17 protein-coding genes and 1 tRNA gene are annotated in these 18423 nt (G+C 60.3%); 8 read left to right on the forward strand and 10 right to left on the reverse strand.

Going from position 1 to position 18423, the window contains the following annotated elements; all coding sequences use genetic code 11:
• Window positions 1-55: 55 nt before the first annotated feature.
• Complete coding sequence (gene mqo / locus ACP6KB_RS08625; RefSeq protein WP_442113322.1) at window positions 56-1657, forward strand: malate dehydrogenase (quinone); 1602 nt, start codon at window positions 56-58, stop codon at window positions 1655-1657.
• Window positions 1658-1732: 75 nt separating this feature from the next.
• Here mqo and ACP6KB_RS08630 read toward each other — a convergent pair whose 3' ends face one another.
• The 3 genes from ACP6KB_RS08630 to ACP6KB_RS08640 form a co-directional block, all read right to left on the reverse strand.
• Entirely contained in the window at window positions 1733-2107 is a 375-nt protein-coding gene (locus ACP6KB_RS08630) for a glycine zipper domain-containing protein (RefSeq protein WP_442113323.1), read from the reverse strand.
• Window positions 2108-2333: 226 nt separating this feature from the next.
• Window positions 2334-2410: transfer RNA gene (locus ACP6KB_RS08635), tRNA-Pro, on the reverse strand.
• Window positions 2411-2470: 60 nt separating this feature from the next.
• Window positions 2471-2692, reverse strand: coding sequence for a YgdI/YgdR family lipoprotein (locus ACP6KB_RS08640; RefSeq protein ID WP_442113324.1), 222 nt, complete (start codon window positions 2690-2692; stop codon window positions 2471-2473).
• Window positions 2693-2873: 181 nt separating this feature from the next.
• On the opposite strand from ACP6KB_RS08640, the gene moaB reads away from it, so the two are divergent.
• Window positions 2874-3413, forward strand: coding sequence for a molybdenum cofactor biosynthesis protein B (gene moaB, locus ACP6KB_RS08645; protein WP_442113325.1), 540 nt, complete (start codon window positions 2874-2876; stop codon window positions 3411-3413).
• 19 nt (window positions 3414-3432) lie between these two features.
• The gene (locus tag ACP6KB_RS08650; RefSeq protein ID WP_442113326.1) at window positions 3433-4620 is read left to right on the forward strand and encodes a molybdopterin molybdotransferase MoeA; all 1188 of its coding nucleotides are present in this window, start codon (window positions 3433-3435) and stop codon (window positions 4618-4620) included.
• Here the strand turns inward: ACP6KB_RS08650 and ACP6KB_RS08655 are convergent.
• Both ACP6KB_RS08655 and ACP6KB_RS08660 read right to left on the reverse strand, forming a co-directional pair.
• Complete coding sequence (locus ACP6KB_RS08655; protein WP_442113327.1) at window positions 4609-5856, reverse strand: glycosyltransferase family 4 protein; 1248 nt, start codon at window positions 5854-5856, stop codon at window positions 4609-4611. The two genes, ACP6KB_RS08650 and ACP6KB_RS08655, sit on opposite strands and share 12 nt — an antisense overlap.
• A 64-nt stretch (window positions 5857-5920) precedes the next feature.
• Window positions 5921-7375 carry a mannose-1-phosphate guanylyltransferase/mannose-6-phosphate isomerase gene (locus tag ACP6KB_RS08660; protein WP_442113328.1) on the reverse strand — a complete coding sequence of 485 codons (1455 nt, stop codon included), beginning with the start codon at window positions 7373-7375 and terminating at the stop codon, window positions 5921-5923.
• A gap of 277 nt (window positions 7376-7652) precedes the next feature.
• Here ACP6KB_RS08660 and yegS point away from each other — a divergent pair, with 277 nt between their 5' ends.
• Window positions 7653-8552 carry a lipid kinase YegS gene (gene yegS, locus ACP6KB_RS08665; RefSeq protein WP_442113329.1) on the forward strand — a complete coding sequence of 300 codons (900 nt, stop codon included), beginning with the start codon at window positions 7653-7655 and terminating at the stop codon, window positions 8550-8552.
• Here yegS and ACP6KB_RS08670 read toward each other — a convergent pair.
• The 3 genes from ACP6KB_RS08670 to ACP6KB_RS08680 form a co-directional block, all read right to left on the reverse strand.
• Window positions 8536-9195 (reverse strand): response regulator, encoded by a 660-nt coding sequence (locus tag ACP6KB_RS08670; RefSeq protein ID WP_442113330.1) that lies wholly within the window; start codon window positions 9193-9195, stop codon window positions 8536-8538. The two genes, yegS and ACP6KB_RS08670, sit on opposite strands and share 17 nt — an antisense overlap.
• Window positions 9185-10081, reverse strand: a complete 897-nt coding sequence (locus ACP6KB_RS08675; RefSeq protein ID WP_442113331.1) for a sensor histidine kinase — start codon at window positions 10079-10081, stop codon at window positions 9185-9187. Before ACP6KB_RS08675 ends, ACP6KB_RS08670 begins: the two co-directional genes overlap by 11 nt.
• A gap of 445 nt (window positions 10082-10526) precedes the next feature.
• Window positions 10527-11024, reverse strand: a complete 498-nt coding sequence (locus ACP6KB_RS08680) for a histidine kinase (RefSeq protein WP_442113332.1) — start codon at window positions 11022-11024, stop codon at window positions 10527-10529.
• A gap of 349 nt (window positions 11025-11373) precedes the next feature.
• Here ACP6KB_RS08680 and ACP6KB_RS08685 point away from each other — a divergent pair, with 349 nt between their 5' ends.
• Together ACP6KB_RS08685 and ACP6KB_RS08690 are read left to right on the forward strand one after the other, a co-directional pair.
• Window positions 11374-12309, forward strand: a complete 936-nt coding sequence (locus ACP6KB_RS08685; protein WP_442113333.1) for a chemotaxis protein CheV — start codon at window positions 11374-11376, stop codon at window positions 12307-12309.
• A gap of 45 nt (window positions 12310-12354) precedes the next feature.
• The gene (locus ACP6KB_RS08690; protein ID WP_442113334.1) at window positions 12355-13158 is read left to right on the forward strand and encodes an MOSC domain-containing protein; all 804 of its coding nucleotides are present in this window, start codon (window positions 12355-12357) and stop codon (window positions 13156-13158) included.
• Between the two features lie 107 nt (window positions 13159-13265).
• Here ACP6KB_RS08690 and ACP6KB_RS08695 read toward each other — a convergent pair whose 3' ends face one another.
• Complete coding sequence (locus ACP6KB_RS08695) at window positions 13266-15194, reverse strand: transglycosylase SLT domain-containing protein (RefSeq protein ID WP_442113335.1); 1929 nt, start codon at window positions 15192-15194, stop codon at window positions 13266-13268.
• Between the two features lie 221 nt (window positions 15195-15415).
• On the opposite strand from ACP6KB_RS08695, the gene ACP6KB_RS08700 reads away from it, so the two are divergent.
• Window positions 15416-17341 (forward strand): ATP-binding cassette domain-containing protein, encoded by a 1926-nt coding sequence (locus ACP6KB_RS08700; RefSeq protein WP_442113336.1) that lies wholly within the window; start codon window positions 15416-15418, stop codon window positions 17339-17341.
• Window positions 17342-17432: 91 nt separating this feature from the next.
• Here the strand turns inward: ACP6KB_RS08700 and ACP6KB_RS08705 are convergent, their stop codons facing one another.
• Window positions 17433-17873: a universal stress protein gene (locus ACP6KB_RS08705; protein ID WP_442113337.1), complete on the reverse strand. Its 441-nt coding sequence runs from the start codon at window positions 17871-17873 to the stop codon at window positions 17433-17435.
• Between the two features lie 109 nt (window positions 17874-17982).
• Here ACP6KB_RS08705 and ACP6KB_RS08710 point away from each other — a divergent pair, with 109 nt between their 5' ends.
• Window positions 17983-18420: a hypothetical protein gene (locus ACP6KB_RS08710; protein WP_442113338.1), complete on the forward strand. Its 438-nt coding sequence runs from the start codon at window positions 17983-17985 to the stop codon at window positions 18418-18420.
• Window positions 18421-18423 lie beyond the last annotated feature (3 nt).

An 18423-nucleotide genomic window follows, 5' to 3' on the forward strand; every position in this document is an offset into this window, starting at 1 on the left:
TGCACAACGGGATGAACGGTCTTTGCCAATTACTTCACCTCAATTGGATTGAACTATGAAAAAAATCCTGCTGGCACTCCTATGCCTGAGTGTCATCGGTTGCTCGAAGCCCAACGAGCCCGAGAAAAGCGTCGATGTACTGCTGATCGGTGGCGGCATCATGAGTGCAAGTCTCGGTACTTACCTCAATGAGCTGGAGCCAACCTGGTCGATCGACATCTACGAGCGTCTGGACAAGGTTGCCGAAGAAAGCTCCAACGCCTGGAACAACGCCGGTACCGGTCACTCCGCGTTCTGCGAACTGAACTACACCAGCGAAGGCGCCGACGGCAAGATCGACATCAGCAAAGCGGTTGGGGTCAACGAACAGTTCGAGATCTCCAAGCAGTTCTGGGCCTATCAGGTCGAGCAGAACGTGCTGAGCAACCCTAAGTCGTTCATCAACAACGTGCCGCACATGAGCCTGGTCTGGGGCGACAAGAACGTCGAGTTCCTCAAAAAGCGTCATGAGGCCCTGCAGCACAGCTCGCTGTTCCGTGGCATGGAGTACTCCGAAGACCACGCACAGATCCAGAAGTGGGTACCGATCGTGATGGAAGGCCGCGCTGCCGACCAGAAGATCGCGGCAACCCGCATGGACATCGGCACCGACGTCAACTTCGGCGAAATCACCCGCCAGCTGATCGGCTCGCTGACCAAGCACGACAACGTCAAGCTGCACGTACAGCACGAAGTGCGCGACATCGTGCGCAACGCCGACAACACCTGGACCGTGGTCGTTGCAGACCTGGCCAACAAGGGTGTCGAACGCAGCGTGAAAGCCAAGTTCGTCTTCATCGGTGCCGGTGGTGGCGCCCTGAAGCTGCTGCAGAAGTCTGGTATTCCTGAGGCTGACGGCTATGCCGGCTTCCCGGTCGGTGGCCAGTTCCTGATGACCGACAACCAGGACATCGTTGCCCGTCACAAGGCCAAGCTGTACGGCAAGGCATCGGTCGGCGCGCCGCCTATGTCGGTTCCGCACCTGGACACCCGTGTGATCGACGGCAAGGAAGTGCTGCTGTTCGGCCCATTCGCCACCTTCTCGACCAAGTTCCTGAAGAACGGCTCGCTGCTGGACATGTTCGCTGCGCTGACCACTCACAACATCATGCCGATGACCCATGCCGGTATCGACAACATCGACCTCAGCACCTACCTGATGGGGCAGTTGATGCTGAGCTTCGACGACCGTATGGCAGCCCTGCGCGAGTACTACCCGAACGCCAAGAACGAAGACTGGAAACTGTTGCAGGCCGGTCAGCGTGTACAGGTGATCAAGAAGGATCCGGTGCACGGTGGTGTGCTGCAGTTCGGTACTGAAGTGGTTGCTGCCCAGGATGGCACCATCGCCGCGCTGCTGGGTGCTTCGCCAGGTGCATCGACCGCTGCGCCGATCATGCTCAGCGTGCTGGAGAAGAGCTTCAAGGATCGTATCAAGACCCCTGAGTGGCAGGCCAAGCTGAAGGAAATCGTTCCGACCTATGGCCAGAAGCTCAACAATAACCTTGAGCTGACCAACAAGACCCGTGAGTGGAGCAGCTCGCGTCTGGGCTTGCTGTATGTGCCGGTGTTGCCGGAAGGCGCGGCAGCGGTACAACAGGCTGAGCCTGCGCTGTAACGTTTGAAGCGGTGAAATATCGCGGGGCAAGCCCGCTCCCACGGGAGAGGGGCTTGCCTCGCGATTATTTGGGTATCAATGACGCTTTTTGCGGTGATCGTCCGCCAGGTTATTGCCCAACGCACCACCCGCCGCGCCACCCAGGCCGGCGCCAATGGTCGAACCGGTGCTGCCGCCCAGTTTGCCGCCAATCAGCGAACCACCTGCCGAGCCCAGACCACCGCCAATGGCGGCCTTGGTCTTGTTGCCATTCTTAGCAGCCATGGCGCTGCCCGCTGCACCGCCAACGCCGGCACCGATTGCCGCACCGGTGCTGCCGCCCAGTTGTTTTCCGACTACGTTCCCCAATGCACCACCCAGGCCACCGCCCAAGGCAGTCTGGCCGTCGCCGGCCATGGCACCTTGTGTGCACAGCAGGCCGAGAGTCAGGATGGCAAGCGACTTACGCATTTTGTTTCAACCTCTAGATTCAAAAGGCGCGCATTCTGCTGGCCGCGCCGCTGTTGCGCAATGCTGGCAACTCGAACTCACTGTCTTGATCATCCGGTGTGGGAGCGGGCTTGCCCCGCGATGCGATGTGTCTGAAAACCCGCAATCGCGGGGCAAGCCCGCTCCTACCGGGGGAGTCCTGTGAGCCATAAAAAAGCCCGCCGAAGCGGGCTTTTTACTGAGTAACTGGTCGGAGAGACAGGATTCGAACCTGCGGCCTTCTCGTCCCGAACGAGACGCGCTACCTGGCTGCGCTACACTCCGATGGAGAAAATATTACTCAAATCGTTCCCCTCGACAAGCCCCGTCGGGCTGTCGCCGCGATCAGAGATCCTTGACCGTACGCACTTGATCTTTGTTGATGCGGGTGTGTTTGCCATCGAGCTGTTCGAACTCGTAGAAACCGGTCTCATCGTCATATTCCGGCGTGTCGACTGCCTGGATTTCTCGGCCGTCGTTGAGGGTGATGACGGTTGGCGAGGCGCAGCCGGCCAATGTACCCAGGCCCAGGGCGAGCAAGAATGCAGGAAGAGTCCGTTGAATCATTTTATTTCTCCAGTAAAGGATGGGCGTAATGTGCTTGAGACGCATGGCGACGGCGCAAGTTCCTTGTCATTAGCAGCATAGCCAGTGCGGGCACGATTGCCCGCCGCGCACGTTGCCTTGAGCAGGAGTTCGAAGGGCTGTGATATAACACCGCCCATACTCTCCAAAGGATCAAGGTCCCATGAAAGCCAAGGCAGATGTACCTTTCGTGCCGTTGAACATTGCGGTGTTGACCGTCAGCGATACCCGCACCCTGGAAACCGACACCTCTGGGCAGGTGTTTGTCGATCGTCTGACCGAAGCCGGCCACGGCCTGGCGGCGCGGGTGTTGCTCAAGGACGATCTGTACAAAATTCGCGCCCAGGTTGCCACCTGGATTGCCGATGAACAGGTGCAGGTGGTGTTGATCACTGGCGGTACCGGATTTACCGGTCGTGACAGCACGCCTGAAGCGGTTGCGTGCCTGCTGGACAAACAAGTCGATGGCTTTGGCGAGCTGTTCCGTCATATTTCCCTGGCTGATATCGGTACCTCCACGGTGCAATCGCGCGCCTTGGCCGGGCTGGCCAATGGCACCCTGGTCTGCTGCCTGCCCGGCTCTACCAACGCTGTGCGCACTGGTTGGGACGCAATCCTTGCCGAGCAGCTCGATGCCCGTCATCGTCCGTGCAACTTCGTCACCCACCTCAAGCAGGCTGAACCCTGCGCTAGCCGTGGTTGAGCCGGTGAACGCGCCGTTGATGCCCGTTGAAGACGCACTGGCACGTTTGCTGGCGTTGGCTGAGTCCACGCCCATCGTGGAAACCGAGCAGGTTGATCTGGCTCAGGCCGAGGGGCGCGTGCTGGCCGAAGCATTGGTGGCCAGCCTCGACCTGCCGCCTTGGCCAAACAGCGCAATGGACGGCTACGCCTTGTGCCTGGCGGACTGGCAGGGTGATGCCTTGCCGGTCAGTCAGCGTATCTTCGCCGGTCACGCCCCCGAGCCGCTGCAGCCAGGCACCTGTGCGCGCATCTTTACCGGTGCACCGTTGCCGCCCGGCGCCGACTGCGTCGAAATGCAGGAAAACGCCGAGGTGCAGGACGATCAGCGCGTGCGTTTCAGCGAGCCGATGCACGTCGGTCAGAACATTCGTCCACAAGGTCAGGAAACCCGCGCGGGTGAGTCGGTGCTGGCGGCCGGAACACGTCTGGGGCCGATCGAGCTGGGGCTGGCGGCGACGCTCGGCTGTGCCGTGCTCACGGTGGTGCGCAAGGTCAAGGTGGCGGTGCTGTCGACCGGTGATGAACTGGTGGAGCCAGGCTTGCCCTTGGGGCCAGGGCAGATCTACAACAGCAACCGACGGTTGTTGATCAGTTGGTTGCAGCGCCTGGGCTGCGAGGTGATTGATGGCGGGATTCTCGCCGATGACCTGCTCAAGACCCGTGAATGCCTGGCAGCGCTGGGGCAGGTCGACCTGATTCTCTCAACCGGCGGTGTATCGGTAGGGGAGGCTGATTATTTAGGTCTTGCCCTGCGCGAAGAGGGTGAGCTGGCGCTGTGGAAGCTGGCAATCAAGCCTGGCAAGCCGCTGACGTTCGGCCACTTTAAAGGTGTACCGGTGATTGGCCTGCCGGGTAACCCGGCGTCGACGTTGGTGACCTTCGGTTTGCTGACCCGTCCTTACTTGCTGCGCCGTCAAGGTGTGCAAGAGGTGACGCCGCTGCAGTTCCCGGTGCCTGCCGGTTTTGACTGGCCCAAAGCCGGCAATCGCCGCGAGTACCTGCGAGCACGTCTGGAGCAGGGCAGTGCGCTGATCTACAAGAACCAGAGTTCGGGTGTGTTGCGCAGTGCTGCCTGGGCCGAGGGCTTGGTGGAGGTGCGCGAAGGCACGACACCCGCCAGGGGTGACACGGTCCAGTTCATTCCCTTGAGTGAATTACTCGGCTGAGCGGCCGAGCAAGTTGTTGTCGTTGAATTGGCCCAGCAGGGGCGCGCGTTGGCTCAGGCGCGCATGCACGCTTTCCAGCTGGGCGGTGGCAATGCTCCAGTCGTGGCGGTCGTTGACGAACTGGCGTGCATTCTCCGATAACTGGCACATGCGCCAAGGCTGGTTGAGTAACTGAGTGATCATCAGCGCCAGTTGATCAGCGTCATCGCTGCCCAGGTAGTGTTCGCCATGGGTTAGTTGCAGCCCGGACGCGCCTTTGAGCGTGGTCACCACCGGCAGCCCGGCAGCCATTGCCTCGAGGATTTTGATTTTCGAGCCGCCACCATAGCGCAGCGGCGCGAAAAAAATTGCCGAATGGCGCTGCAGCTCGCGCAAGTCCGGCAGGTAGCCGACCCATTCGATACGCGGGTCGCTCCAGCGTGATTTCCAGCTTTGTGGCAAGGCATGCCCGACCACCGCCAGGCGCACCGCCGGGTTGCTCTGCCAGACTTGCGGAAGAATGTCTTCCAGGGCCCATTCAATGGCTTCGAGGCTGGCGCTGTACTCGAAATTGCCGACGAACAACAGGCGCTGGCTGCGCGGTGACGGGTGGATATCCTGGTAGTGCGCGCAGTCCACGCCATTGACCACCAGTGAGGCGGGGTAGCCAGTCAGGCGGCTGATGTGCTCGACATCTCTGGGGCTGACCGCCACTACCTCCTCGGCCTGGCTCAGCACGCGGTTTTCCCAGCGCCGGTAGCGCCAGCGGTCAAACGCATTGAACGGCCGCAGCCACAGCGGCAGGCGATCATGGCAGGCGGCGCCAGACACCGATTCGATGGTGTGTTCACTGAGTAGAAACGGCAGGCGCCGGGCCTGCAAGGCCTTCTCGAACGGCTGAAAGCTATAGCTGTGCTCGATCTGGATGACATCCCAGTGTTCTTCCAGCAGTTGCTCGAAGCAATGGCGCAAATGCGGTGCCAGGCCGTTCACGCTGGCGCGCATCGGGTAGCCGGCGTATACCGCGGCGAGCAGGTTCAAGGGGCTGTGCAGGGGGCGCCTGGGCAGCACGATCAGGCGTTCGAGCAGGGGCTCGAGCGCCTGACGTGCCGCCTCGCTGGGCGGAACTTTCGATTGCACCAGCAAGGTGATGCGATGACCCCGCTGCGCCAGATTGCGCAGCAGGTGGTATTGCCGGGTTTTGCCGCCGCTGGTGGTTGGCCAGGGCAGGTAAGGCAGTGTCCAGAGTACGCGCATGACCCCTTTCCTCTATATACCAGGCGGGTAACGGCATGCCGATATGAATGGACGCGCCAGGATGTCAGTTGCTCGCTGGCTCCGGGGCGCGTCCATAGATATCAGTAAAGCGCACGATGTCGTCCTCGCCCATATATTCGCCACTTTGTACTTCGATCATGACCAGGTCGATCACCCCGGGGTTGGTCAGGCGGTGTACTCGCCCCGGTTTGATAAAGGTCGATTCGTTGGTGTCGAGCAAAAACTCGTCTTCGCCGTTGGTCACACAGGCCATGCCGCTGACCACGATCCAGTGTTCGCTGCGGTGATGATGCATCTGCAATGACAACGAGGCCTGCGGGCGTACCACGATGCGCTTGATTTTGAAGCGCGGGCCTTCCTCCAGCACGGTGTACATGCCCCACGGGCGATTCACGGTACGGTGCAGGCGATAGGCGTCGTGGCCCTGGTGCTTGAGTTGTTGGGCAATCACCTTGACCTCCTGGCTGCGCGCGGCATCGGCGATCAGCAAGGCATCAGGGGTGTCGATGATGATCAGGTTGTCCAGGCCCACGGCACCGACCAGGCGGCGTGGCGAGTCGATGTAGCAGTTGGACACGTCGTGCAACACCGTCTCACCATTGCAGTGGTTGCCGTTGTGGTCGGCTTCTTTCAAGCCGCGGACCGCTTCCCAGCAACCGATGTCGCTCCAGCCCAGGTCGGCGGGCAGCACGGCGACCTGGCTGGAGGTTTCCATGACGGCGTAATCGATGGAAATGTCGGGCACCCGGTCGAAGGTCTGTGGGTCGAGTTCCAGTTGCAATTCGCATTCGCCCTGTTTGCGCGCGCTTTGTTGCAGACAATGCTGGACGCTGGCGAGCAAATCAGGAACGTGGCGGTCCAGTTCAGCCAGAATGGCGTCCACGCGCATGCAGAACATGCCGGCATTCCACAGGTGTTGGCCGCCGTCCAGGTAGCGTTGGGCGGTGATGGCGTCGGGCTTTTCGACGAAACACTGCACTTTGTAGCCCTGGGCGTTCAGTGCGTCGCCCTTTTCGATGTAGCCAAAACCGGTTTCGGCGTGGCTGGGTACGAGGCCGAAGGTGGTCAGCCAGCCTTCATCTGCCAGGTTGCGGGCTTGCTCGACTGCACGCTCAAAGGCTGGCAAATCGCTGATCAGGTGGTCGGCAGGCAACACCAGCAACTGAGCATTGTCACCGTACAGGCTGGCACAGTGCAGGGCCGCAGCGGCAATCGCCGGAGCGGTGTTGCGCCCGAAGGGCTCGAGGATGAAGTCCAGCGCCAGATTGGCACTGTTCACCTGGCGATATTCATCTTGCGTGCGGAAGTACACTTCACGGTTGGTCACCGTGACCACGCGCTCGACCCCGGGCAGTGTGCTAGCGCGTGAGAAGGTCTTCTGCAGCAGGCTCTGGCCATCGGGCAGGCGCATGAAGGGTTTAGGCATGGTTTCGCGAGAAACCGGCCAAAGGCGAGTGCCGGCACCGCCGGCGATGATGCAGGGGATCAGAACGCTCATTTCACAGCCTTGAGTCAGGGCACTGAGACTACAGTGCAGTAAAGGGAAATCGAAACCTGGCAGGCGTTTGCGTAATGAGTCAATAAAATGACTTTTACCATCGGCATCCTCCTTGAAGGCCAAATATTTGTCGAATGATGCACCCGGGCGGGCGCTCTTTCAATGATATTTGTGTGAATAGTCGGCATTTTTCTTTTTCAGCCAGCCATCGGGCAGGGAGCAAACACCCGCCTGCAGTGGTCCAGATGCTCGTTGATCAGTGTGTGGGGGAGACGACATGACGCAGCAGAAAGCCCTGGTGATCCTGCATGGCAAGCAGGCCATGAACGAACAAGTGCGCGCGGCCGTCGGTGCTCAACGCGAGCGTGGCTGGCAACTGGACGTACGCCTGACCTGGGAGGCTGGCGATGCGGCGCGCCTGGTAACCGAGGCGTTGGCGGCTGGGTACACGCATGTGGTGGCCGGTGGCGGCGATGGCACGCTGCGTGATGTTGCAGAAGCCATGGCGCAGGCGGGTACTGAGGCAAGTCTGGTGCTCCTGCCGTTAGGTACGGCCAATGATTTTGCCCGCGCCGCTGGCGTGCCGCTGGAGCCTGAGCAAGCGCTGGCGCTGCTGCAGAGTCCGGCCCGGGCCATTGATCTGGGACGGGTAGGGGATCAGGTGTTTCTCAATATGGCCACCGGCGGGTTTGGCAGCCAAGTGACTGCCAATACCTCCGAAGACCTGAAAAAAGTGCTGGGCGCGGCGGCCTACCTGTTCACGGGGCTGTCGCGCTTCAGCGAACTGAGCGCCGCCTCTGTTGACCTGCACGGTCCGGATTTTCATTGGCAAGGCGACTTGCTGGCGCTGGGGATCGGCAACGGTCGGCAGGCGGGAGGTGGGCATGTGTTGTGTCCGCAGGCGCAGGTTGATGACGGGTTGCTGGAAGTCAGCATCCTGCCAGCGCCGCAGGAAGTTGTAGGCACTTTACGTAGCCTGCTCAGCGATGGTCTGGGTCTAGAAAACCTGTTCGTACGGGCGCGCCTGCCCTGGGTCGAAATCAAGAGTTCGCAAGGACTGGACATCAACCTCGATGGTGAGCCGCTGCAAGGCGACAGCTTGCGTTTTGAAGTGTTGCCTTCAGCTTTGAACGTGCATTTGCCGTCGGATTCACCGCTGCTCAGTCGTCAAGGCTGATGATTTGCTCGCGCACGGCAAACAGCACAAGGCCGGCAACGTCGAAGATCTGCAGGCGCTTCATGATCTGCGAGCGATGGGTTTCGACGGTCTTAATACTTAAGCCGAGCCCGTGGGCAATCTCGCGGGTGGATTTGCCACGTACGATCAAGCGCAGGATTTCCAGCTGGCGGGCCGTCAAGTTGTGGGTTTGCGCTGGCGCTGGTTTGACGCTTTGAGTCCGCACCAGGGCCTGGTTGATCACCGTGTGGGCAATGGCCGGGCTCAGGTAGCGCTCATCGCCACACAACGCTGCCAGCGCCTGTTCCAGTTCGGTGGCGGTGGTGTCCTTGAGCAGGTAGCCGTGGGCGCCGCTTTCCAGAGCCTGCATGATCAGCTCGGGGTCGGTGTGCATCGACAAGATCAGCACTTTGCTGCGGCAGCCACTGGCGCGCAGCCCGGTCAGTGCCTCAAGTCCGCTGGTCGAGCGCATCGAAATATCCAGCAGGACAATGTCTGGGTCCAACTGCTGCACCAGTTCAGCTAACTGGCTGCCGTCATTGCCTTCGCCCACCACGGTATAACCGGGAATATCTGAAACCAGGGCGCGAACGCCGGCGCGAATCAGTGAGTGGTCATCTACCAGCAGCAATTTACAGGTCATGGGCGTTACTTGTGTGAGCGCGTTCAAGGGTGCGTGGTGGCCAAGGGAACAGCGCACTGATTCGCGTGCCCTTGCCGGGTTGGCTGCTGACTGACAGCGTGCCATCAAGCAGTGTGACGCGTTCAAGCATGCCGGCCATGCCGCGTTGTCCTTGATCCGCCGGGTTGCTGGCCGGCAGGAAGCCTTTGCCGTCATCACTGATGGACAGGGCCAGGCCTGCCGGTTGGCGCTCTATCGCCACGACCAGATTGTGGGCGTCGGCATGGCGAAGCATGTTGGTGACCGCCTCTTGGGTGATACGGAACGCGGCGATGGCCATTTCTTCTGAAATCCCGCCCAAGCGCTGGCGGCACTCGAGGCTCCAGTGCACGTTGGTGTTTTCCAAGGTACGCAGCAGGTGGGCGCGCAAACTGGCTTCCAGGCCCAGGCTCGCCAGTTGGCGCGGGTTGAGAATGGCGGAGACATCGCGAACGCTGGTCAGGGTATCGTCCAGGGTGCTGCGCAGGGTGCTGCAGTGTTCCTGCAGCTCTTGCGGCACGCGGCGTTGCAGCCAGTCGGCCTGGAGCTTGGCTGCCGTCAGCAATTGACCAATATCGTCGTGCAACTCGCGGCTCAAACGTTGGCGCTCATTTTCCTGAACCTTGAGCAGGCGATCGGCAAGTTCTGCCGGGCGCATGGCAATCGAGCGCGCCCAGCGGCACAAGTGCCAGGCGATGCTCAGCATCGCCACGACATGCAGTATCAGTACCGCGCCTGGCATTGGTAGCGCGTAGAGGTAAAGCACCAGGTTGGCGATGATCGAGGCCAGGCACAGGATTGCGGTCAGCCCGCGTAATAGAGCGGCTCCGGGGCGCCAAAGCTTGAATCTGATAAGGCCTGAGAGCATAAGAAATGAAGCCACTGAAATATCGCTGAAGAAAGCCTTGAAAAGGTCAAACTAGAGGCGTTGCTGTATTACCTTCACTCTTATTTAAATGTGAGGGTAGACGGCTGACGAATACTTGCATCAAGAGAAAAAGTCCTTGGCGGTATGACCGGTCGAGGTTCGATTCCCCGTTAATTGCGCGCATGGTATCACTTCAGATCGCGGGCGGGGCGAACTCTTATAACTGTCTGAAATGCCGGGTTTTACAGGCCAATACCGAAAGCGTTGTGCGTAAAAATGTAGCACTTTGCCATCGCTGTATTAACGGTAAAGCTTCCACAAATTGAATTAAATCTGCAGTTGTGCAAACGACTGCAGACATGATTGGCGAGTGAGGGAAGTTGGCTGTTAGTGCAGAGCGTAGAGTGCTCTGATTGCCGTGGGCTGGCTCTTTGTCTATTACCCTTTAGTTGCCTGCGTCAAAGCGTCCAGTTGCTTTGTGCGGCGTGTGCTGTGGGTGTTCGCAGAGCATCATGCTCGTGCTGCAAGAGGCGCAGGGTGACGCCGGGTTCAGGGCTGCTGCCAGCTTATCCAGCAGTGCGGCCTGTTCATCTGTATCCAGCCCCAGGCGACCGGTGCTGGGATCCACCAGTTCCAACTGCCAGGCCAATAGCGTCAGGCACTCTTCGAGTGCAGGCAGCGCGCTGCCAGGCAAGTGTGACGGCTGCTGGGCGGTGTCCAGCAAGCGTTGCAATTGGTTGCTGTAATTGGCTACCTCAACGAGCCCCAAAGTCTCGGCGCGAGTCACCAGGGTTGCCAGGGTGTCATTGAGGCAATGGCAGGCATCTGGATCATTGTCGATCAGTTCCAGGTGCTGCAGGCACTCTTCGGCCTGGGTCAGCAAGACCTGGGCATCCACCAGAAAGTCCTGGACCAGGCTGCTGTTCAGTGATTCGTTAGCCATCATTTGGCTCCAGCGCAAAGGGCTGGAGCAGGTGCTGGCCATAATGAGGCGATGACTGACAAAAGCCTGACTCCGTTCATGCAATGAGAATGGCGTCACATTAATGGCTAATGGATATCGCGAACATCAGGTCTCGCCCGATTGCTGCTAAGGGTTTCCCTGATGGGATGGGCGGTTTGCGACGCTTTGCGGGCAAAAGCGACAGAAGGGGACTAGGTGCAGTTAACCATGATGTTAAAATGACATCAATGACTGCTTGAGCATTTTCTTCAGGGGTCAAGCTGCGCCTGATCTGGCCGATACAAGGCCATTGGATTCATTTCTTGGAACAAGCCTGGGGGTTCTTTAGATGGCTGGCATTCTCGACACGGTAGACCAAAGAACGCAGCTGGTGGGTGAGAACCGCCTGGAAATCCTGATGTTCCGCCTGGCTGGCCGGCAGTTGTTCGCGATCAACGTGTTCAAGGTTCAAGAAGTGCTGCAGATGCCCAAGCTGACCCTGATGCCGCAGCGTCATGCTTTTGTCTGTGGGGTGGTCAATTTGCGCGGGCAGACCTTGCCAGTGATCGACCTGTCCCAGGCGATCGGTATGCGGCCACTGACGCCTGGTCCTGGTAGCACCATTATTGTTACCGAATATAACAGGTCGGTGCAGGCGTTTCTTGTCGGCGGGGTCGATCGCATTGTCAATATGAACTGGGAGGCCATTATGCCGCCGCCCAGCAGTGCTGGGCGCCAGCATTACCTGACGGCCATCAGCAAGGTCGATGAGCAGTTGGTGGAAATCATCGACGTTGAGAAGGTGCTGGCTGAGATCGTGCCGTACAGCGCCAAAGTCTCGCGTGACAAGCTTGACGACCCGGTGCTGGCGCGTGCCCGTGGCCGTGAGGTGCTGTTGGTGGACGACTCCACCGTGGCCTTGGCGCAACTGCGCGATACCTTGTCGCAGTTGGGGGTAAAAATGCATGTCGCCAGCGATGGTCTCAAGGCGTTGCGCATGCTCAAAGCCTGGGCCGACGCCGGGGAAGACATGTGTGAGAAGTTGCTGATGATTTTCACCGACGCTGAAATGCCAGAGATGGACGGTTATCGCCTGACCACGGAAATTCGTAACGATGCGCGCTTGCGAGCGTTGCACGTTGTGCTGCACACCTCGCTGTCCGGCAGTTTCAACGAGTCGATGGTGAAAAAGGTGGGCTGTGACAACTTCCTGTCCAAGTTCCAGCCCGACAAGTTGGTCGATGTCGTGCGTCAGCGCTTGATGCTGGATGAAGCGACAGTCTGAGTCGGTATAAGCTAGGGCTTTGAACCGACGTAGGGAAGGTCACCCATGCAACTGAGTGCGTTGTACCGATATCCGCTCAAATCTGCGCGCGGCCAGGCGTTGCAGGCTTCTTCGTTGGGTCTGTTGGGGTTGGAAGGCGATCGCCGCTGGATGCTGGTAGAGCGCGACAACGGTCGTTTCCTGACCCAGCGCGCCTATCCGCAGATGAGCCAGTTGACCGCATTGCATGGACCTGATGGCGAGCTGACCTTGCAGGCGCCCGGGCGCCCTGCGTTGCGTGTTGCCGTACCGCCGCCAGACCAAGACCTGCGTGGCGTGACCATCTGGCGCGATACCTTCCGTGTGCCTGATGCGGGTGAGGCTGCGGCGCAGTGGCTCAGCGAATTTATCGGCAAGGAGGTGCGCCTGGTGCATGTGCCGGAGCAGCGTACGCGATTCTTGCCTGGTGGCTATGGTCAGAACAGTGACCGCGTGGCGTTCGCCGACGGCTTTCCTTTGCTGCTGATCGGCCAGGCATCGCTGGATGACCTGGTGCAACGTGTCGGGCGTCCGCTGGAGATGCTGCGGTTCCGGCCCAATCTGGTAATCGAAGGTGCGGCGCCGTTTGCCGAGGATGGCTGGAAGCGAATCCGCATCGGTGACATGGAGTTTCGTGTGCTCAAGCCGTGTGAGCGCTGCATTCTCACCACCATCGACCCGCAGACCGGTGAGCGCAGTGCCGACCGAGAGCCGCTGACCACCCTCAAGACCTATCGGCAGAAGGAAGGGGATGTGCTGTTCGGGCAGAACCTGGTGGCCGATGGCGGTGGCGTGCTTGAGGTGGGGATGCCGGTGACGGTGTTGGAATAATCGCTAATTGCGGGTGGGAGCTGGCTTGCCCTGCGATTGCGGTGTGCCAGTCACATCGCTTCGCGGGGCAAGCCCGCTCCCACAGGCCCGCGATCAGGTACGGTCAATCATTGATCATCAAAGTAGCGCTCGTGCCAGTCGACCAGCGGCTGTGGCGAGTTGAGCTTTTGCCCGTAGATCACCGAGTAAGACAGCACGTTCTGCACGTACTGACGGGTTTCATCAAACGGAATCGACTCCACCCAGACATCGAAGCTCAAGTGATCGGCGCCACGTAGCCATTGCCGTACACGGCCGGGGCCTGCGTTGTAGGCTGCCGATGCCAGCACGCGGTTGCCGTTGAACTGGCTGTGCACCTGGCTCAGGTACGCCGCACCGAGCTGGATGTTCTTGTCCGGATTGAACACCTGGGCCGGGGAGGCCAGCGGGATGCTGAACTTGCGCGCGGTTTCCTTGGCGGTGGCTGGCATCAGTTGCATCAGGCCACTGGCGCCCACGCTGGAGCGGGCATCTTCCATGAAGGCACTTTCCTGACGGGTAATGGCGAACACCCAGCTTGAGTGCAGGCCACGCACCTTGGCTTCGCGCACCAGGGTGTCGCGGTGAGCCATCGGGAAGCGGATATCCAGGTCGTCCCAGTACTGGGCCTGACTGATGGTGCGGATAGCCGGGAAGTACCAGCGCATGTCGTAGGCCAGGCGCGCCTGGGCCACCATTTCGTCACGGCTGAAGTGACGGCTGACGTGGTACCACTCGCGGCGGCCATCGACGATCTGGCCGCGGGCGTGGAATTCCAGGGCGCGGCGGATGCCTGGGGTGTTGCGCACCTTGTTCATCATCGCCTGGCTCAATACCAGTGGCTTGTTGTTCAACTGGTAGGGGGTTTTCGCCCGGTCGGCCGCAAGGAAGCCATAGAAGTCACGCTCGCGGGCAACGGTTTTATACAGCAGTGGAATCTGTGGGTTCTTTGGCTGGGCCAGCTCGAGGCTGCGGGCTTGCCAGTAGCGCCAGCGGTTGCTGCTGGCCAGATCCTGCGGCAGGCGTTTGGTCAGCTCGTAGGCATCTTCCCAGCGCCCCAGGCGCAGGAGTAGGCGCAGGCGCCATTCGGTTACGGTGTTGTCGCGAAGCTCAGGGTCGTAACGGGTCATCAGGTCAAGCGCGCGTGGGTCATAGCGGCGCGCGAGGGTCAGGCCGATCTCCCGGGCGATCGCGACCTTTTCGTCACGCGAAAAATGCATGCGGTTGGCATAGTCGTCGAGCAGGCTCATGGCCCGCTCCGGGTCCTGGCGTGCCAGGCGGCGCAGGCCCAGGCTGACAACGTCGGACATCGCCTCATTGACTGGCACGAAGCGCCCTGGCTGATTGAGCAACTGCGGCTTTTGCGCCACTTCAACCAGCAGCCGCCCTTGTGGTGCCAGGGTGGTCAGGGATTTGCTCAGGCTGGTGGCCAGTCCATAGTTGCGCGCCTGGGCAGCGAGCTTGGTGCGCTCCCAGCGTTTTTGCTCGGTGAGCTGGCCTTCGGCTGCCCAGCGATCGAACAAGGCATCACAGGCTGCTGGCTGCGACTTGCCCACCAGCCACAGTTTTTCCGCCGAGGCATAGCCTTCGGCGCGTTGGCCCTGGATCAACTGACGCTGGCCATTGAGGCAGTCCAGCTCGGTGAAGTTCAGTTTCGGATCGTAGTAGCGGCTGAAGGTTTCCCACTCGCCGCGTTCGGCCAGCCAGCGCAACCAGCGCAGCTTCATCCAGTTGGCCTGGGGCAAGTCGCCGTGCGCGGCGAGAAACTTCTCGATTTCGGCGTTACTGGCGGTTTTCAGGCGTGCGGTCAGCTCGTCGTAGGCCAGGTAGGGTGTCAGCGGGTAGTCGCTCAGTGCCTGGGCGTAGCGCAGGTACGGACCTTTGTCGCCTTTCGCGAGGGCGCGCTTGGCCTCGTCGTAGTACTGGCGCTGCACAGTGATGTCGGTGGCCTGCGCAACGTTGGCCGCAGAGGCCGAGAGAAGCAGGCAGGAAATAATATTGAACAGGCGGCTGCGCATGAGACTTCCGGGCAGTTTGACCATGAAAAGTGACGGCGAAGCCAGCACTGTTGAGGTTACGAGGCTTAAGCTTAGCCGTTTGCCGTAGGCGGATGAAAGCATTGTGCTTGTATCGAGTTGTAATCGGACGGCCTGTCGTCGGATCTAACCATAAGCGTGCCAGCTTAATGTGAAGAAGGCCCAAGTCGGGTAGAATGCGCGCCCGGTTTTTGGAGAAGATCATGACCCTGCTCAAATTAAGCGATGTGTCCCTTGCGTTCGGCGCCATGCCGTTGTTGGACAAGGTGTCCTGGCAGATCGCCCGTGGCGAGCGGGTATGCATTATCGGCCGTAACGGTACGGGCAAATCGAGCATGCTGCGCCTGGTCAAAGGTGACCAGAAGCCCGACGACGGCGATGTCTGGCGTGCACCCGGGCTGAAAATCGGCGAGCTGCCGCAAGAGCTGCCGGTGGCCGATGGGCGCACGGTGTTCGACGTGGTTGCCGAAGGCCTCGATGGTGTCGGTGCCTTGCTGGCCGAATACCACCACCTGAGCCAGAACATCCACAGCGATGCCGACCTGGAAAAGCTGATGCACGTCCAGCACGACCTGGAAGCGCGCGATGGCTGGCGTTTGCAGCAACTGGTCGACAGCACCCTCAGCCGTCTGCAACTGCCGGCCGACAAGACCCTGGCCGAACTTTCCGGTGGCTGGCGCCGTCGTGTGCTGCTGGCCCAGGCCCTGGTGTCCGAGCCAGACCTGCTGCTGCTCGACGAGCCAACCAACCACCTGGACATCGGTGCCATTGCCTGGCTCGAAGAGGCTCTCAGCGGCTTTGGCGGCGCTGTGCTGTTCATTACCCACGACCGGTCGTTCCTGCAAAACCTGGCCACGCGCATCCTGGAGCTGGACCGTGGCGGCCTGATCGACTGGAACGGCGACTACGCCAGCTTTCTGGTACACAAGGAAGCCATGCTGGCGGCCGAAGAAACCGCTAACGCGCTGTTCGACAAGAAGCTGGCGCAGGAAGAAGTGTGGATTCGTCAGGGCATCAAGGCCCGCCGCACCCGTAACGAAGGCCGTGTTCGTGCACTCAAGGCCTTGCGCGTAGAGCGTAGTGAGCGCCGTGAACGTCAGGGCAAGGCGAACATTCAGCTTGATGTTGCTGAAAAATCCGGCAAGCAGGTCATGGTGCTGGAGAATGTCAGCTTCAACCACCCCGGTGGCCCGCAGCTGGTCAAAGATTTTTCCATGGTCCTGCAGCGTGAAGACCGCATCGGTCTGCTCGGCGCCAACGGTACTGGCAAGACCACCCTGCTCAAACTGATGCTTGGCGATCTGGAGCCTACCAGCGGTAAGGTCGAGTCCGGCACGCGTCTGGAAGTGGCCTATTTCGACCAGTTGCGCCATCAGCTGGACCTGGAAAAGACCGTTATCGATAACCTTTCCGAAGGTCGCGACTTCATCGAAATCGACGGGCAGAACCGTCACGTCCTCAGCTACCTGGGCGACTTCCTGTTCAGCCCGCAGCGGGCCCGGACACCAGTCAAGGCGCTGTCGGGAGGGGAGCGTGCGCGCTTGCTGCTGGCCAAACTGTTCAGCAAGCCGGCAAACCTGCTGGTACTCGACGAACCTACCAACGACCTCGACGTCGAGACCCTGGAACTGCTCGAAGAGGTGCTGTCGGCGTTCAAGGGCACCGTGCTGATGGTCAGCCACGACCGGGCCTTCCTCGACAACGTGGTAACCAGCACCCTGGTCTTTGAAGGCGAGGGCAAGGTCCGCGAATACGTCGGTGGTTATCAGGACTGGATTCGTCAGGGCGGTTCGCCGAAGTTGCTCGGTGTCACCGAAAGCAAATCGGGCAAGTCGGAACTCAATACCGCAGTGGTTGAAGCCGTTGCCCCTGCGCCGGTCGCAGCCCCTGCTGCGGTCGCCGAGGCACCGAAGAAAAAGCTCAGCTACAAACTGCAGCGTGAGCTGGAAGCGTTGCCGGGCCAGATCGATGCGCTGGAACAGCAGATGGCCGCGGTGCAGGAAGAGATTTCCGATCCGGCGTTCTACCAGCGTCCAATCGACCAGACCTCCGCCGTGCTGGCGCGCCTGGAGCAGATGCAGGCTGAGCTGGATGTGCTGGTGGAGCGCTGGGCTGAACTCGACAGCTAAGGTGGGACCTGTGGGAGCGGGCTTGCCCCGCGATTGCGGTGTGCCAGCCACATCGCTTCGCGGGGCAAGCCCGCTCCCACAGTCGTTCGGCTTACGGGGTTTTCAGCAGGCGTACGGCCAGCACATCGCACGGTGCGCCGTGCAGTACGTCGTTAGCGGTGGAGCCCAGTAGCAGTGCCAGACCGTGGCGGCCATGGCTGCCGACCACGATCAGGTCGCAGTTCTGATCCTTGGCCAGTTGATGGATCTCCTGGCGTGGCTGGCCGTAGGTCAGGTGTGAATCGCCACGGTGGATCTCAGGGTACTTGTTGAACAGGCGGTCCATGCGCTCTTTGGCCTGGTCGAACTGTTGCTGTTGCAGCTGTGACAGATCCATCGGTACGTCACCACCAAAGGCCATGGCCATGGGTTCAACGATGTGTACCAGCGACACCTTGGTCTGTGTCGGCGCGGCCAGTGTCATGGCGCGTTTGATGACCGGGTCGCATTCTTCGGTCAGGTCGACGGCAACCAGAATGTGTTCGTAGGGCATGAGAGGCTCTCCTGACAGTCGCGATAGTTCAAGTATGGTCGGTTTCGGGCTGATCGCTGGGAACCTCGGCTAACCAGCTCATTTAAAACGCTTTATGGGAATAACAGATATGACGGTCTGGGTGGTGGTGTCAATCCTTGCGCTGATTCTCAGTCCCCTGGCCTGGTTGCGACCTTCGCGCAATCAGAGTGGTCGGATGGCGCTGCGTATGGAAGCCCGGCGCATGGGTTTGACCATGCAACTGGCGCCACAGCAGTGGCCACACTGGTTGCCGAAGGAGCCGCCAAGCCCCTGTGCCCAGTACGTGCGGCCGCGCCGTCAGGGCAGGGCAGACACCTGGAGTTACTGGCAAACCACGCCGGGTACCTGGCTTAACCAATGGCGCGAACCTTGCGCCGATCCTGTGCACGCTGAGCAACTCGCACGTTTGCCAGAAAGTGTTTACAAGGTCGAAGCGGGCCCACAGATGGTCGCGCTGTATTGGGGGGAGCGTGGCGAGCCGGCTGTATTGCAGGATATTGCCGCAGTATTGAAAACCCTGGCCTGATCT

The sequence above is a fragment of the Pseudomonas sp. NUPR-001 genome (genome assembly GCF_052147955.1).
Taxonomy (GTDB): domain Bacteria; phylum Pseudomonadota; class Gammaproteobacteria; order Pseudomonadales; family Pseudomonadaceae; genus Aquipseudomonas.